This window comes from Onishia niordana, assembly GCF_004798965.1.
Classification (GTDB): domain Bacteria; phylum Pseudomonadota; class Gammaproteobacteria; order Pseudomonadales; family Halomonadaceae; genus Onishia; species Onishia niordana.
On sequence record NZ_SDSD01000001.1, the window covers coordinates 347,932 to 364,759 of the forward strand.

The 16,828-nt window shown below is 60.2% G+C and carries 13 protein-coding genes; 4 read left to right on the forward strand and 9 right to left on the reverse strand.

The annotated features are described in order from the left end of the window. Window positions 1-67 precede the first annotated feature (67 nt). Window positions 68-2,554, forward strand: coding sequence for an ATP-binding protein (locus ETC27_RS01515; protein ID WP_136253218.1), 2,487 nt, complete (start codon window positions 68-70; stop codon window positions 2,552-2,554). Between the two features lie 38 nt (window positions 2,555-2,592). Next, entirely contained in the window at window positions 2,593-4,350 is a 1,758-nt protein-coding gene (locus ETC27_RS01520) for a putative bifunctional diguanylate cyclase/phosphodiesterase (protein ID WP_240724753.1), read from the forward strand. Window positions 4,351-4,582: 232 nt separating this feature from the next. On the opposite strand, the gene ETC27_RS01525 is transcribed toward ETC27_RS01520, so the two are convergent. From ETC27_RS01525 to zwf, 3 genes are all read right to left on the reverse strand, one after another. Further along, window positions 4,583-5,245 (reverse strand): bifunctional 4-hydroxy-2-oxoglutarate aldolase/2-dehydro-3-deoxy-phosphogluconate aldolase, encoded by a 663-nt coding sequence (locus tag ETC27_RS01525; RefSeq protein WP_136253219.1) that lies wholly within the window; start codon window positions 5,243-5,245, stop codon window positions 4,583-4,585. Between the two features lie 160 nt (window positions 5,246-5,405). After that, complete coding sequence (gene pgl, locus ETC27_RS01530; RefSeq protein ID WP_136253220.1) at window positions 5,406-6,068, reverse strand: 6-phosphogluconolactonase; 663 nt, start codon at window positions 6,066-6,068, stop codon at window positions 5,406-5,408. Window positions 6,069-6,115: 47 nt separating this feature from the next. Then, entirely contained in the window at window positions 6,116-7,609 is a 1,494-nt protein-coding gene (gene zwf / locus ETC27_RS01535; RefSeq protein ID WP_136253221.1) for a glucose-6-phosphate dehydrogenase, read from the reverse strand. Between the two features lie 263 nt (window positions 7,610-7,872). Between zwf and ETC27_RS01540 the strand changes: the two genes are divergently transcribed. Both ETC27_RS01540 and ETC27_RS01545 read left to right on the forward strand, forming a co-directional pair. Further along, window positions 7,873-8,739 (forward strand): MurR/RpiR family transcriptional regulator, encoded by an 867-nt coding sequence (locus ETC27_RS01540; RefSeq protein WP_136253222.1) that lies wholly within the window; start codon window positions 7,873-7,875, stop codon window positions 8,737-8,739. 124 nt (window positions 8,740-8,863) lie between these two features. After that, the gene (locus ETC27_RS01545; protein WP_136253223.1) at window positions 8,864-9,505 is read left to right on the forward strand and encodes a LolA family protein; all 642 of its coding nucleotides are present in this window, start codon (window positions 8,864-8,866) and stop codon (window positions 9,503-9,505) included. A gap of 104 nt (window positions 9,506-9,609) precedes the next feature. Here the strand turns inward: ETC27_RS01545 and ETC27_RS01550 are convergent, their stop codons facing one another. From ETC27_RS01550 to ETC27_RS01575, 6 genes are all read right to left on the reverse strand, one after another. Further along, on the reverse strand, window positions 9,610-9,972 hold the full coding sequence (locus tag ETC27_RS01550) for a RidA family protein (protein WP_136253224.1): 363 nt from the start codon (window positions 9,970-9,972) through the stop codon (window positions 9,610-9,612). 122 nt (window positions 9,973-10,094) lie between these two features. Continuing rightward, window positions 10,095-11,294, reverse strand: a complete 1,200-nt coding sequence (locus ETC27_RS01555) for an MFS transporter (RefSeq protein ID WP_136253225.1) — start codon at window positions 11,292-11,294, stop codon at window positions 10,095-10,097. Window positions 11,295-11,484: 190 nt separating this feature from the next. Continuing rightward, complete coding sequence (locus tag ETC27_RS01560) at window positions 11,485-12,339, reverse strand: universal stress protein (protein WP_136253226.1); 855 nt, start codon at window positions 12,337-12,339, stop codon at window positions 11,485-11,487. 89 nt (window positions 12,340-12,428) lie between these two features. Beyond that, window positions 12,429-13,919, reverse strand: a complete 1,491-nt coding sequence (locus ETC27_RS01565; protein ID WP_136253227.1) for a SulP family inorganic anion transporter — start codon at window positions 13,917-13,919, stop codon at window positions 12,429-12,431. 520 nt (window positions 13,920-14,439) lie between these two features. Beyond that, complete coding sequence (locus ETC27_RS01570) at window positions 14,440-15,219, reverse strand: slipin family protein (protein ID WP_136253228.1); 780 nt, start codon at window positions 15,217-15,219, stop codon at window positions 14,440-14,442. A 3-nt stretch (window positions 15,220-15,222) separates the two neighbouring features. Further along, window positions 15,223-16,788, reverse strand: coding sequence for an NfeD family protein (locus ETC27_RS01575; protein WP_136253229.1), 1,566 nt, complete (start codon window positions 16,786-16,788; stop codon window positions 15,223-15,225). Window positions 16,789-16,828 lie beyond the last annotated feature (40 nt).

The following is a 16,828-nucleotide window of genomic DNA, read 5'->3' on the forward strand; positions in this document are numbered from 1 at the left end:
TAAATAATAGGATATGACTATGTAATCAAGGAGGCGCCTGGTCTCGGCCAGCGATCAAAAAGACCCTATGTCAGCACCGTCCGATTCCTCCGAGATAGAGGCTCGGCGCCTAGCAGACCTCAAGAATACCGCGCTCCGCTATGAAGCACTGGTCAAAGAGGCAGCCACCGGCATCGTCCGCATTAACCGCAAGGGGATTATCCAGGAGATCAACCCCTTCGCCTTGTCGCTGCTCGGCTATGAAGCAGACGCATTAATAGGGCAAAACGTGACCTGCCTGATGGCTGCGTCGATTGGGCATCAGCACGACGATTTCCTGGCGAATTACCTCGCCGGGGGCACGCCACGTATCATTGGCATCGGCCGGGAGGTCAATGCCCAACATCGTGACGGCCATGCCATTCCCGTGCACCTGGCGGTTAACGCCTTACACGACGAGCATGGAGAGGTAAGCGAGTTCCTGGGCATCCTGACCGATCTGACGGCGATTCATGCGGCCCGCCAGGAAATCGTTCGCGAACGCTCCTTGCTGCGCGCCATCCTCGATGGCAGCAAGGACCCGATTTACGCCCGCAGCACCAGTGGCCGCTACCTGGCGGCCAATCGCGCCTGCCTCGACCACCTGGGACTCGATTCTCCACCGGCAGCGGCCGATGAGATCGAGGCACGCCTTCCTTCTTCTATCGCCGAGCGCCTGGCAGAGGCAGAGAACGCCGTGATCCGTCGCGGTGAACCCGAGCGCTTCATTCTGCCTCCGCTCAACGGCACCGTGTTCGATGTGACCGTATCGCCCCTACGCGATGCACAGGGCGACATTCGCGGCACCGTCGGTGTCGCCCACGACATCACGGCGGCTCAGCGCCAGGCGGCATTGCTCAAGGTGCTTCACCAGGGGATCACCGACTACCAGGCGCTGATGTCAGGAGAACACCTCTGGACGTTCCTGATGAAAGGCCTGCAAGAACTTACCGGCAGCGACTATGCGCTGATCGGTGAAGTCATTGAGGTAGAAGGGCATCCCGCGCTGAAGATTCATGCCATTACCGACCTGAGCTGGAGCGAGGAATCCAAGGCCTTGATGTTGCGGCTGCGCAGTGGCGACATGACACTCGATAATCCCGATAGCCTGCTTGGCCGAGTGTTCGCCCACGGTGAAACGGTGATGACCGATGATCTGGCGACTCACCCCGGGCGTGGCGGTTTCCCGCCGGGCCATCCTGCCCTGTACAACTACCTGGGCGTACCGATTCGCGATGGCGAGGGAGTGATCGGCATGTATGCCATCGCCAACAGTCCGCAGCGCTTCGACCAGGCGCTTCTTGATTGGATCGAACCCTTCACGTCAACTTGCGCACTCTTGATCAATTTTTATCGTCAACACGCCAAGCGCGAGAGCATCATCGCTGAGCTTGCCAGTGCACGGGATCAGGCCGAAAAGGCCAATTTGGCCAAGAGTGACTTCCTGTCTTCAATGAGTCATGAGCTGCGGACACCACTCAATTCTATTCTCGGCTTCGCTCAGCTTCTCGCCAACAGCCGCAAGTCTCTCCTCAACGAGCGGCAGCAGCGCCAGGTCAGGCAGATCGAGAGAAGCGGCCAGCATCTGCTCGGCCTGATCAACAAGGTGCTGGATCTCGCCAAGATCGAGGCCGGTCACCTGCAACTCTCTTTGGAATCCCTGTCGCTACGCGCTCTCATCGAGGACGCCGGCGACACCATGTCCGGCATCGCAGAGAATGCCGGCATCACCCTGAATGCTACACCTCCTGACCCAGACCTGGCCGTCATCGCCGACTACACGCGCGCCAAGCAGGTACTGCTGAACCTGCTTTCCAACGCCATCAAATACAACCGTGATGCCGGACGCGTGGACCTTTATGTCACGCGCATTGACCAGCGGGCACGCGTCACTGTCAGCGATACCGGCCACGGCATTGCCGAGGAATATCGGGCGGAACTGTTCGAGCCTTTCCAGCGATTGAACGCTGCGAAAAGTGCCATCGAAGGAACCGGCATTGGGCTCTCCATCACCCGAGAACTCGTGGAACACATGCAGGGTGCCATCGGGGTCGACAGTATTCCTGGCGAGGGGAGCGATTTCTGGTTCGAGCTCCCGCTGGCCGAAGGCGATGCAGTCACTCACTTAAAGACAGCCAGGTCCCGCAACAACACCAAGCACCAGATACCGGGACGCCGCCTGCTCTATATCGAGGATAACCCGGCCAATCAGCGCCTGATGCAAGATATCATCGATGAGCTCGATGATTTCGACCTGCAGTTAGCGCCTAGCGCCGAAGTCGGCATCGAGTTGATACGCCACCGCTCACCCGATCTGGTGTTGATGGATCTACACCTACCGGGCATGGACGGCTACCAGGGACTGGCCGCTCTGCGCCGTAACCCTGCGAATGCCGACCTGCCCGTGGTTGCCTTATCGGCCAACGCCATGGCACGTGATAGGGAGCGCGGCTACAAGGCCGGCTTCGATGCTTATCTGACCAAGCCACTGGATCTCACGTCCTTGCGTGAGACCCTTGAGCGACTGCTGGATTGAGCGCTGGACACGATGACGGATTCACAAGGAGTGCCGCATTGACCGCTGACACCCATCTGATCCACAAGCGCCTGCTCGTGGTGGACGATAACCCTGCCAACGTCGAGCTGCTGCTCGATTTGCTCGACGAGCATGGTTTCGACAATGTGGCGAGCACTAGCGATGGTCGCGATGTGGTAGCACTATGCGAGGTCGACCATACGGACCTGATTCTGCTCGACATTCGCATGCCGGGCCTTGACGGTCATGGCGTCATGGCCGCGCTCTCGACACACTTTGGTGACCAGGCGCCAGCGGTGATCGTGCTCACCGCTCAGCACGATCACGAGACGCGACACACGGCGCTGTCACTGGGCGCGCGCGACTTCCTGACCAAGCCCTTCCGCCACGATGAAGTGCTACAGCGCATCCACAATGTGCTCGCGGTACAGCACCGCTTCGACGTCCGCGACCAACAGGCAGATGCTCTCGAGGACCTGGTGGCACAGCGCACACAGGCACTCGAGCATCAGTCACGAACAGACCCGACAACCGGCTTGCCCAACCGCTACGGCCTGACGCAGACACTCGAACGCCTGGCCCCGCTGAGCGACCCTACCGGCATCCTCTTTATCACGCTGGACGGGATGGAAGACATCGTACGCTTGCATGGCTATCGCACTATTGAGGCCTTGCTCGATCAGCTTGGCCAGCAACTCGAAACGGCGATCCCCCCCGATCATGTGGTCGGTCTTTGGGGCGGTAACGAATGGCTGGTGATCTGTCCTGGCCCCACCGATGCCGATGCACTCGTTTCTTTGGCCGAACACCTGTGTCAGCTGATCCATCAGGATCATCAGGTAGGCGATCTGCTGCTACCCCTCAAGGCGCGTGTCGGCATTAGCAAGGCCAGTACTTTTGAACCCGAACGCCTGGTACACCAGGCCGCACTGGCCCTGCCCAACGGCGATATGCCACTCGTTCAATATTACTCAGAGGCGCTGGAGAAGGAGCAGCGCCACCGCTTGCAACTGCAACAGGCACTTCGCATTGCCGGTGCCCGAGGAGAGATGAGTCTGGCCTTCCAGCCCAAGGTCGACCTCTCCCGCGGTTGGGTGGTCGGGGCAGAGGCGCTGCTTCGTTGGCATCACCCTGATTTCGGCGCGATATCACCGGGAGATTTCATTCCGCTGGCGGAAGCCAGTGGCGACATCCTCGCTATCGGCGACTGGGTCATCGACGCGGCGCTCGAGCGACTCGTCGCCTGGCGACAGGACCCGCTTTTCCATGAGGACTTCCACCTTGCCATCAACGTGGCGGCCCGCCAGCTGTCCCGGCAGGACTTCGCCGAACGGTTGCTCGAACGGCTGCGCCGCCATGAGCTACCCGGTGCCAGCCTGGAGCTGGAAGTCACCGAGTCCGGACTAATGGTAGATGTCGATCAGGCTCGTGAGCAGTTGGCTATTTTGGCGCGCGAAGGCATCCGTATTGCCATCGACGATTTCGGCACCGGCTACTCATCACTTGCCTACCTCAAGACTCTGCCAGTCAGTACCCTGAAAATTGATCGCGCCTTCATAAGCCCCCTACCCGACAGCGAGGATGACCGCACCCTTGCAGCCACCGTCATCGCCATGGCGCACAGCTTTGGCTGCGATGTCGTTGCCGAAGGGATCGAGGAGCCCGCCCAGGCCACACTGCTTTGCCAACTTGGCTGCGAAACAGCCCAGGGCTACTACTACTCGCGCCCATTACCCGCCTCAGACTTTACTCATTGGTATCGCCAACAGACAGCGAGCGTCAGCCCGGTCGCCTGACTTAACGCGATAACACTCCCATTCTTAAGCGCAGCTGCGAGCATAACGACAGCCAAAAAAAGACCCGCCAGCGGCGGGTCGAACAACAGCAGAGCTGTCGAGAGAGAAGCAGTCGAACGACACACAAGCATCGTGCGTCACCCGCGATTGCCGGCGGCATACACCGTCGTAGCGCGGTTCGTAGAAGAAGCCCAGAAGTGAATACTCAGTTGTTAACGTTCAGGGCGAAAATTCAATGGTGGAAGCGCTCGGCGGCCTGACGTGCCAATTCACGAATGCCGTCCCAGTCCTCGGCCTCGATGAGTGCCTTGGGCGTCAGCCAGGAGCCACCCACACACATCACGTTGTCCAGCTTGAGATAATCGTCTGCATTGTCGACGGTGATACCGCCCGTCGGACAGAAACGTGCTTCGGGGATCGGTGCGCCGAAGGACTTGATGGCCTGTGCGCCTCCGCTGGACTCCGCCGGGAAGAACTTGAAACGGCGATAGCCATACTGCCAGCCAGCCATCAGCTCAGAGATGGTGGAGACACCGGGCAGCATCGGCACCGGACTCTCGACGCCATAGCGATACAGCGCTTCGGTAGCACCCGGTGTCACCACGAAGTCAGCACCGACCTGCTCGGCCTGACGATACTGTGCCGGTGTCAGCACGGTGCCGACACCAATGCTCGCCCCGGGTAGTGCCTCACGCATACGACGAATGGCCTCGAGTGCGCATTCAGTGCGCAGGGTAACTTCCAAAACGGGCAGACCGCCCTCGACCAGGGCGCGAGCCAGTGGCACCGCATCTTCAATACGCTCAATGGTGATCACCGGAATCACCTCGGCCTTGAGACAGATGCTGTCGAGTTCAGTGGTACGAGTGGAGGGCAGCTGTTTGTCGATGGTCATGATGGTCTCCAAAAAATCAAGGAAGCGCTGAATCAATCGTCGAGCGGTTCAAGCACAAGGCGCACGGCGCACAGGAACCGGCGCATATGCGGTATATGTGAGGATTCCGAGCACCGCGCAACGCAGTGATTGAAACGCGCAGGCATTCATTCAGTGTTTCCTAGGGCGCCCAGTAGATCGCCAGCGGACAGGCAAGGAAAGCGCGAACCGGCAAGGCTTGCACATCGTCCCCACCCAGCGCCGCGGCCAACTTGGAGCGCTTGTCTTCGCCGTTGATATGTAGCACATGGCGCTTGGCCTGATGCAGTCGATCGGCACTCAGCGTAATCCGTGCCTGAGGCTGACTCGGGGTGCGCACCGCAACGACCGGCTCCTCGGTGGAAAGCGCCAGCGGTAACTCCTGGCTGTCCGGGAACAGCGAGGCCGTATGGCCATCACCGCCCATGCCGAGAATGACCATGCTGGCCGGCCAGGCGAGCGACGCCAGGCGCTCGCCGACGACCGCCGTGCCCTGCTCCGGGGTCTCGTCGCCAGTGGTCAGCGGCACGAAGGTCGCGACAGCCGCCTCGCCGGTCAGCAGGTGCTCGCGAACCAGGCGCGCATTGCTGTCGGAGGCCGACTCAGCGACCCAGCGCTCATCGGCGAGTGTCACGTCGACGCGTGCCCAGGGCAGCGCCTTGTTGGCCAAGGCTTGGAAGAACGGTACCGGCGTGGAGCCGCCAGAGACCACCAGCAAGGCCCTTTCCTGGTGAGCGAGGTCGGATCTGAGCGCTTCGGCGACGGCCTCCGCCAACTGGTGGGCCAAATGTTCGCGGGTGTTCATCTTGCGTCCTCGTGAAGTAAGCGTGGTGCCGCCATAGCGGCACCTAATCAATAGTCTTCGTACCAGCTTCGGCCATCCTGGGTGATCATGGCAATCGATGCCACTGGCCCCCAGGAACCCGCAGGATAGCGCCGCGGTGGCGTATCGCGATCGTTCCAGGCGGCAATCAATTGATCACACCAACGCCAGGCGTATTCGATTTCGTCACGACGCACGAACAGGTACTGCTGTCCCTTCATCACCTCAAGCAACAGTCGCTCATAGGCATCGGGAATCCGTGTCTTGGGGAAAGCGCTGTTGAAATCCAGGTGCAACGGCCCGGTACGCAGGCGCATACCCTTGTCGAGTCCTGCATCCTTGGTCAGCACCTGCAGGGCAATACCCTCTTCAGGCTGCAGGCGGATGACCAGCTTATTGGCCGCCAGGCTGCGTTGGTCCGGATCAAAGATATAGTGAGGCTGCTGACGGAAGTGGATGACGATCTGTGACAGCTTATCGGGCAAGCGCTTGCCGGTGCGCAGGTAGAACGGCACCCCAGCCCAACGCCAGTTCGAGACCTCGGTTTTCATGGCCACGAAGGTCTCGGTATGGCTATCGGTGTTGGCCCCTTCTTCCTCAAGATAGCCCGGCACCGACTGACCTTCACTGGTACCGGCAATGTATTGGCCACGCACCACATCGCGCTCAAGCGACTCGTGAGTAAAGGGCTTCAGGGCCTTGAGCACCTTGACCTTCTCATCACGGATGGCATCGGCATCAAGGTTCGAAGGGGGATCCATGGCCGTGAGGCAAAGTAGCTGCAACAGATGGTTCTGCACCATGTCGCGCATCTGGCCCGCTTGATCGAAGTAGCCCCAACGCCCCTCGATACCGACCTGCTCGGACACGGTGATTTCCACATGGGAGATATGATTCTGGTTCCACTGGGTACCGAACAGCGGATTGGCGAAACGCAGCGCGATCAAGTTCTGGACGGTCTCCTTGCCCAGGTAATGATCAATGCGATAGATGCGTGACTCGGGGAATACTTCACCGATGACATCATTGATTTCCTGGGAAGATGTCAGGTCATAACCAATCGGCTTCTCGACCACTACCCGAGTCTCATCATCGAGACTATCGCTTGCCTGAAGGTTGCGGCAGATATCACCATAGATACTCGCCGGTACCGACAGATAGACCACCATCGGCCGAGTAGCCCCTTCCCGCCAAGTACGCACGGCCTGATAATCATCAAGCTTGGCGAAATCCACTTTGGCGTAGTCGATACGTTCGAGGAAGCGAGCAATACTCTCTGCGTCTTGCTCTTTTGGCTTGACCCGTTTCTTCAGCGTAGCGGCCACTTTGTCGCGAAAGTCACTGATACCCAGATCGTGACGCGCCAAACCAAGCAGGCGGGTATCGGCAGGCATCAGCCCTTCACGATCGAGCTGATAAAGCGCCGGAAATAGCTTGCGCAGGGCCAGGTCGCCCAAGGCGCCGAACAAGGCCAGATCGACATCCTGGCGGCTAGTGTCCTGAGAACGGGTATCGCGGGTCATGCCTCGCCCCCTGAAATATGGTTAACTTACATACAAAATACGGCATTAATGCAGCGATAGGCAACATTTATCAGTAACTTTACCACTTATGTAGCACGGTGATGCCGCCGATTTGGCGCGCCCCCGTCACTCACGCTAGCATAACCTCCATAATGTAGTTAAATCACCACATGACGAAAACTGCACCGTGAATATCGCGTGTCGCAATACGTGCCCACCATGGCGCCTCGTCATGTTCGTCGCCACGGAGACTCCCCCTCAGCATGGCCAGTCACGACCTGATAGCACGTATCCGCGCCCGCCTGGAAGAGCTAAACCGTTCCGAGCGCAAGGTGGCCGACGTCATCCTGCAGGATCCCGCCTCCGCCACCGGCATGAGCATCGCCACCCTGGCCCAGTCGGCCTCCGTCAGTGAGCCGACCGTCAACCGCTTTTGTCGCAACTTCGAGGCCAAGGGCTATCCGGACTTCAAGATCAAGCTGGCCCAGAGTCTCGCGGGCGGCACACCCTATGTCAGCCGCAACGTCGAACGGGGCGACGATGCGGCTCACTACGGCGACAAGATCTTCGGTGCCACCATCGCGGCTCTTGACGAGGCGCGCCGTGGGTTGGATGCCAAGCGCGTCGAGCAGGCCGTGGACTATTTGATTCAGGCCAAGCAGATCCATTTCTTCGGTCTTGGGGCCTCGGGGCCCGTGGCCCAGGATGCCCAGCACAAGTTCTTTCGCTTCAATCTGCCGGTAATGGCCTATGAAGACGTATTAATGCAGCGAATGGTCGCTGCATCCTGCCATACCGGCGACGTGGTGGTGATCATTTCCTACACGGGTCGCACACGCGAACTGGTCGAGATCGCCCACTTGGCACGTGGCAATGGCGCCGTGGTGCTGGGCATTACCGCACCCGACTCGCCGCTGTCCAAGCATTGCACCGAGACCCTCGAAGTCACCACGCCCGAAGACACCGATGTCTACATGCCAATGACATCGCGAATGATTCACTTGGCGCTGATCGACGTGCTGGCGACAGGCGTCACCCTGCGCCGCGGCGAGGATTTCCTCGGTCACCTGAAAAAGATCAAAGAAAGTTTGCAGCCGACCCGCTTTCCGGCCGACTCGGGCACTTCATGAGATCACACGACATGCCTGGCATCGCCAGGAGCGGATGCCGGCTCGGTCCTGCGTTACACTAGTCGCCCTCCCGTAGACCGACGCAAGAGACCTCAATGAACCACGCCGCGACCCGGAAGAGATCATGAACATCAGAGTGCTCGCCATGCTGCCTCTGGCAATGGTATGCCTGCCAGCACAGGCCTTCGACCTCAATGACCTTGAGACACGCCTGACGGCTTCCGAATGGCTGCAAGGTCACTTCCGCCAACGACATTGGATGGCCGACCAGGAAGTCCGCCTGCACAGTCAGGGCCGTTTCCTCTACCAGCGCGACCGCCAGTTAATTTGGCTTTTCGGATCGCCCACTCAACAGGTGCTGACCTTTGCTAAAGGCCAGGTAGCTTATGGGCCGGATAGCGATGAAAAGGCCGATATCCAGGCCCTTTTACCTGAGCGCAGCACCTTTCAGCGACACATGGTCGATATCATGGGCGGAAAATTTTCGGCACTTGCCGATGATTACCGGCTGGTGCTGTCTGGTGATAACGACGCCTGGCAGGTGACAATGACCCCGCGGCTTTCGGCTCTTGAGATGCCGCTGGCGACGATGACGCTGACAGGAAGTGAACGCCTTGAGCACCTTAAGATGACGATCGCCAACGGCGATACTCTCAGTATCCGACTGAGTGACGGCGAAGCAATCATCGACGAGAGCCTGGTGTCCCGATTGGCAGGCTGGCTGACAGACGAGTCAACGACCGTCGAAGAAGATGTCAGCTCGTAAACGACTGACGGTGTCCCGGGCGAAGACCAGTAGCAGGAAGGACAGTAGCAGGAAGGACAGTATGGAGAGCGCCAAAGGCGCTCCCCGGAAGAGTGCTCAGCCGCTTAGCCCTTTATGATGGCGCAGGTCACGGTAATTTCGACCTTGAGCTCATCGGCAGGCATCGGGGCGACGATGCACGTTCGCGCCGGTGCGTGCCCTTCAGGCACCCAGGCATCCCACACCTCATTCATGGCCGCCACGTCGTGGCCATCCTTCAAATAGACCGTCGCGGAAAGCAAGTGCTTGCGGTCTGAGCCTACCTCATCGAGCAACGCCTCGACCCGCGCAAGCATGCTGCGGGTCTGTTCGGCGATATCACCATGACGGGCATCGGGACCTGCGACCTGGCCACACAGATAGGCCACGCCATTGTGGATTACCGCACGGCTCATGCGTGCCTTGGTATCGTGTCGAACGATCGTCATCGGTAGACCTCCTGACAGAAAAAGGAACCCGATGATAACCCATCATGGGTGGATCCAGCCGATGATATGGCCCGGTTATTCGCCAATCCCAAAGCACTAGGCGCCGAAAGGTCCCTCTCAAGCTAGCGCTTAACGCCCTGTGCTTCAGGGCTTGCCAGCACCGATTGTGCCAGCAACCAGCTGCCGACCAGTAACGCCAGCATGCCCGCAAGCACCGCCGAGAATGAGGCGCCCATATCAAGCGCCACCCCAAGAACTGCCGGGGCAATACCCGTGGAGAACACCATGCACGCGCTGAGAGTCGCGCGGACGGATCCCAGGTACTCGGCACCCCACAGGCGGACCAGCAGGCTGGTAGCGATGGACTCCTGGGCCCCCATGGCAAGCCCTCCCCCTATCATCAAGGCCATTACCGCCAGATGCCCGCCAAGCGTGATGGCAAGCAGCAGCGCCAGGGCGAAGGGCAGTAGATAGAGACGCGCCAGGCGCACAGGTCCTAAGCGGTCGACCCAATGCCCACCGAGCAACGCCCCGGGCAGCTTGGCGAGTCCCATGCCCGTCAGGGCCAGGGAATAAATGCCAAGCGAACTCCCCATGGCCTCGGTAAGTTGGGCCTGATAGATAAAAAGCCCCGTCATGGTCACCGGCAGCAGCATCAGCAACGGCAGCAATCGCCAGAAGCGCCTCTCGCAAAAGGGGCGTGGACCCTCATCGACCGCTCGCCGGTCTTTCCGCGAGCGCGGTGCTGTCGGCCAGGGTGCGCCAACTAACATAAGCCCCCATGCCACGGCGATCACCATGCCCAGACTCCACCACAGCTCGCGCCAGCCAAGCCATACCAGAAGACCCGCGACCAGAGGGGGCAGTAATGTCTCACCCAGCATCAGCCCCATACCCACAAGCCCCAGGGCTCGACCCCGCATGGCGGTAAACTCCCGTCCCGCCAGCGTATTGCCCAGGTGGCTCATCATGCCCTGGCCGCACAGGCGAACCAGCCCCAGTCCCAGTAACCCGACCAGCCACCAGGGCGATAGCGTCAGCAGCGCTATACCGACGAGCAATGCCAACAGAATGGTCACTGCGAAGCGACGTGGCGCCACCCAGTCTATGCTGGGGCCGAACCACAGCATGGCGAAGCCACTGACCAGGGTGACCAGCGCGTAGGCGGTGCCGAATTCACCGGTAGACAGCCCCAATCGCTCACTGATGGGCACCTGGAATAGCCCAATGAAGAAGCTTTGGCCGAGACTCGACGAAAACATCGCCAGAAAGGCAATGCCAAGCAGTCCACGATGCTCCCTCAGCAGGGTGCGATAGCTCATGAAGCCTCCGGTTAGCGGTTCAGAACGTCAAAGGCCCCGCCGGGGCGGGGCCTTATCCTAACGGACCGCATCACCGGTCCTTCGAGTGTGCGACGTTGCTCCTGAGCCAATCACGACGCCAGAATCTGGCTCACTGCACTCGTCTCCTGTACTGGTCTCCTGTACTGGTTGCCTGTACTGCCTGATCAGCCTATCTCAACAGCAGTACCGGCAGGCTAGCCCGACGCAGCATGGTCGTGGTGGTGCTACCCACCAGCAGGTGACGCACTCGTGAATGACCGTAGGCCCCCATCACCAGCATGTCGATGTCGTGCTCATCGGCGTAGCCCCGCAGGCTTGATTCCACTTCGCCGGCGCGGATTTCGCCATGGGCCTCAAAGCCGGCATCCGACAGCGTCTTCAAGGCCCAGTCGAGCTGAGAGCGCAGATCGGCCACTTCGGCCCCGACCATCACCACATGACAATCGACGCCCTTGAATAGCGGGCTCTGCGCGATCATCTCGACACCCTTGCGGGTCGTCTTGCTGCCGTCGAAGGCGATCATCACGTGGCGCGGCGTACGAAACTCATCGGGCACCATCAGAATGGGACGATGCAGGCTGCGCACGACACGCTCGAGATTGGACCCCAGATGTTCAGGCGCCTGGTGGGCAGACTCGCCACGCTTACCGATCACCAATAGACGAATCTCGTCCTCGAGTTCGGTCAGGGTCTCGACCAGCTCGCCGTTACGCTGGCGAGACGCGGGCGTTTCCACACCGTCTTCGACAGCACGCGCCTTCGCTGCATCAAGCGTCACCCGGCCGTGCTCCTGGGCAAGCCTTGCGCGCTGCTCGTCCAGCGTCGATAACTCCTCGAGCAGGTGTTCGCGAGAGCCCAGGCCAATGTTGCCGGTCAGGTTAGCTTCAGCAACCTGCGGATGGTTGTCGACCACATGCAGGAAGGTCAGTGGCGCCGCCATTGCCTGGCTCGCCCAGGCGGCGTAATCACATACGCCGGTAGAGAAGTGAGAGCCGTCGATGGCTGCCATCACTTGATCGGTCATGGTGCTGGTCCTTGGCAGGTGAGTAGCATCTCTATCTTGCCTTTCTACCGTAATGCGCCGGCGCTGAACAGCACCGGCGCGATTGGGGCTCAGTGGCCGCCCATCAGTTTATCCACGGCATCGGGCTTATCATGGACCGCGAAGCGGTCGACGATGGTCGCGCTGGCTTCGTTGAGGCCGATCACCTCGACCTCAGTGCCTTCACGACGGAACTTGAGCACCGCCTTGTCCAGCGCCTCGACGGCCGTGATATCCCAGAAGTGCGCCCGGGAAAGATCGATTTCGACCCGTTCGACGCTTTCCTTGAAGTCGAACGCGCCCATGAAGCGCTCGCCGGAGGCAAAGAACACCTGCCCAACGACCTCATAGCGACGACCGTGGCCGTCTTCGGTGGCCTCAGAACCAATGTAGAGAATATTGCCGACCTTGTTGGCGAAGAACAGCGCCGCCAGCAGCACGCCGACGAAGACGCCGATGGCCAGGTTGTGGGTGCTGACCGTCACCACCACGGTCGCCAGCATCACGATATTGGTGCTCAAAGGATGCTTCTTCAAGTCACGGATCGAGGTCCAGCTGAAGGTACCGATGGAGACCATGATCATCACCGCCACCAGCGCGGCCATGGGAATCTGCGAGACCCAGTCAGCGAGGAAGACCACCATCATCAGCAGCACCACGCCCGCCACGAGCGTCGACAGGCGCCCGCGACCGCCGGATTTAATGTTGATCACCGACTGACCAATCATCGCGCAGCCCGCCATACCGCCAAGCAGGCCCGACCCGATATTGGCGACCCCCTGCCCCTTGCACTCGCGGTTCTTGTTCGAGGGCGTATCGGTCAGATCATCGACGATGGTAGCGGTCATCATCGACTCGAGCAGGCCCACCACGGTCAACATCACCGAGTAAGGCAGGATAATCCACAGTGTCTCGAGGTTCAGCGGCACTTCCGGCCACAGGAAGACCGGCAGGGTATCCGGCAGTTCACCCATATCGCCGACGGTGCGGATATCCATGCCTGAAATGATATACACCGCGGTCAGTACCAGAATGCACACCAGCGGCGACGGCAGCGTCTTGCCGATCAACGGCACATAGGGGAAGCCGTAGATGATGACCAGGCCCGCCGCCGTCATGGCATACACGTGCCAGGTCACATCGGTGAGCTCAGGCAACTGCGCCATGAAGATCAGGATCGCCAAGGCATTGACGAAGCCGGTCACCACCGAGCGCGACACGAAGCGCATCAGATCGGCGAGCCGTAAATAGCCCGCCGCAATCTGCAGCACACCCGTCAGCAGCGTCGCCGCCAGCAGGTATTCGAGGCCGTGTTCCTTGACCAGCGTGACCATCAGCAGTGCCATGGCACCGGTCGCCGCCGAGATCATGCCCGGCCGGCCGCCCGTGAAGGCAATGATCACCGCAATGCAGAAAGAGGCATAGAGGCCGACCTTGGGATCGACGCCGGCGATAATGGAAAAGGCGATAGCTTCCGGAATCAGTGCCAGCGCCACCACGATTCCCGATAGCGAATCGCCCTTGATGTTGGAAAACCAGTCTTGCTTGATTGATCGGATCATTCTGCGGTCCAGTCGTGGGTCCATGTCATGCCCGAAGGCGCGAAGCGCGTGGCGCGGTAACGTCGAGATACAGGGGCCGCCTAAACGCGACGCCGGCCACGGCCTGCCCGCTGAGGGGCACCGGGGCTAGTGAAACGTGTCGCGACACAGCACGTTTGTCGTCAGGATGACGCCAAACGATGTCGCTGCCATGAAGGCAGCGACAGGATGGGAAAGGGGACGCTAGGGCGGGGTGCTGCCAGTGGCTGGCAGGGGATGCAGAGCATCAACTGTTGTCTCTACTGTCATATCAACTTTCACAGTGGTTCATCCCGTCACTCACAGGCAGAGGCCATTGCGGCAACTCTCTACCTTAATCGTATCAACGTCTTTTTCGACAAGCGCAGGATTCTAACAGCTGACGGTATTACCTGCACCCCTCGAGCCCTTTCAGGCAAGCAAGGTAAGGGGAGCGAAAGGAAGCGACTCGCCCCCCCGTTAGTGGCAGGCTCGTGTCTTTCGTCACGATGTGATGGCCTTGTTACTCAGCCTCGCGGGGCGGCGTGGCCTTGCGGTACTCGCCCATATCTCGAAACGCCTGCATGACATCCATCGGCAGCGGGAAGAAGATGGTCGAGGCATTCTTGTTGCTCATGTCACTCATGGTCTGCAGATAGCGCAGCTGCAATGCTGCCGAGTTTTCAGACATCACATTGGCGGCTTCGACCAGTTTCTTCGAGGCCTGCAATTCACCTTCCGCATGGATGACCTTGGCACGCCGCTCGCGCTCTGCCTCGGCCTGGCGCGCGATGGCGCGAATCATGCTCTCGTCGAGGTCGACATGCTTGATCTCGACGTTGGCCACCTTGATGCCCCAGCTCTCGGCGGAACTGTCGATGATCTCCTGGATGTCATCATTAAGCTTGTCACGCTCGGAGAGCATCTCATCCAGGTCGTGCTTGCCGAGGACCGAGCGCAGCGTCGTCTGAGCCAGCTGACTGGTGGCGTTGACGAAGTTCTCTACCTGAATGATCGCCTTTTCCGGGTCGACCACCCGGAAGTACAGCACCGCGTTCACCTTGACGGTGACGTTGTCCTGAGAAATCACGTCCTGTTCTGGCACATCCATGGTGATCACTCGCAGATCGACTACCTGCATCTTCTGGATCCCAGGGATGATGATCACGAGCCCCGGTCCCATGACGCGCTGGAAGCGCCCCAGAAAGAACACCACGCCGCGTTTGTATTCCGGCAAGATGCGAATCGATGCTGCCAACAGCAAGATCAGCAATACCACCGGCACTAGATAGGAAATCCACATGGCTCACACCTCCTTGGATGAACTCGGTCCCACCGGCTCTGTGTCATCTGATGATACGTCAATCGGTTCAACCTCGACGGTCAGCCCCTGAAGACTCACCACCTTAAGCCGTTGCCCCTCATGCACTGGCACGGAGGCACACGCTCGCCAACGCTCGTTGTGCAACCACACGTGTCCCTTGCCGTCGAAGCTCTCCAGGGCCCTGGCCTCTGAGCCCAGCAGTTCTTCCGGCCCGGTACGCGCTGGCCGTCGGCGCAGACGGGTGAAATGGATCACCATCCACATCAGCAAGCCCGCCGCGATCGCCGCCACGCCAGCAATCAGTGGCAACGAGATGCGCAGATTCTCGGCATCCATCAAGATCACCGAGCCAAACACGAAGGCCACGATGCCGCCAATGCCGAGAACGCCGAAACTCGGCATCAGGGCTTCCGCGACTATCAGCCCCAACCCCACCAGAATCAGCGCCAGGCCGGCAAAGTTGACCGGCAGTGCCTGAAAGGCGAACAGCGCCAGCAAGAGCGAAATCACCCCAATAGTGCCGGGCACCAGGCTACCGGGATTGGCGAGTTCGAAGATCAACCCGTAGAAGCCGATGATCATCAGAAAGTAGGCGACATTGGGGTCGGTGATCACCGACAAGAGCTCTGTTCGCCAGTCCGGATCGAAGCGTTCAAGGGTCACATCGGTGGTGTTAAGTACCCGCTCGCCGCTTTCCATGACCACGGTTCGGCCGTCGATCTGGTCCAGCAGGTCCTCGAGATTGGATGCACGAACATCGATGACACCCTGTTCCAGCGCCTCGCGGGCGATCAGGGTGCGCGCCTCGCGCACGGCAAGCTCGGCCCAGTCGGCGTTACGCCCGTGGCGCTCCGCGAGACTACGAATATAGGCCACCGCATCCTCGAGCACCTTGCGCTCCATGGCGGTGCTGCCACGCCGCTTCGGGGCATCGGCGGCTGGGTCCTCCGCCGCTTGAGGCGTGGTGGCATCAGTTGACGGGGCCATTTCGCCAGACGCGCCTTCATCGCGACGCTGCTCGCCCTCCTGCGCCTTGCCCTCCGGTGACTCGCCTTGGCTTCCCTCACCGTCCTCAGGACGCTCATCACCCAAACCAGGCAGGCCGCCGCCGCCCAGACTCACCGGCGTGGCAGAGCCCAGATGTGTGGAGGGCGACATGGCGGCCACATGACTGGCATACAAGAGATAGGTACCGGCACTGGCCGCACGCGCGCCATCAGGGGCGACATAGACAACGACCGGCACCGGTGACGACAGCATTTCACTGATCATGTCACGCATCGAGGCGTCGAGCCCGCCTGGCGTATCGAGGATCAGGATCGCGAGTTCCGCCTGGGCATCCCGCGCCCGTTGCAGGCCACGGATAAAGTAGTCGGCGGTAGCAGGACCCACCGCACCATCAAGCGTCATCACCAGGCCCTTGGGCTCCCGGCTTTCCTGTTGAGCGAGCGTTGGCCCCATCCAGGCAAGCAATGACCCCAGCAACATGATCGTGAGGCTTACCCACAGCCGCCAACGTCGTGTGCAATGGGATGTGATGGCATTCATGGCATCTACCCTGTCTCGTTTAGCCAGACATCAATCAAGC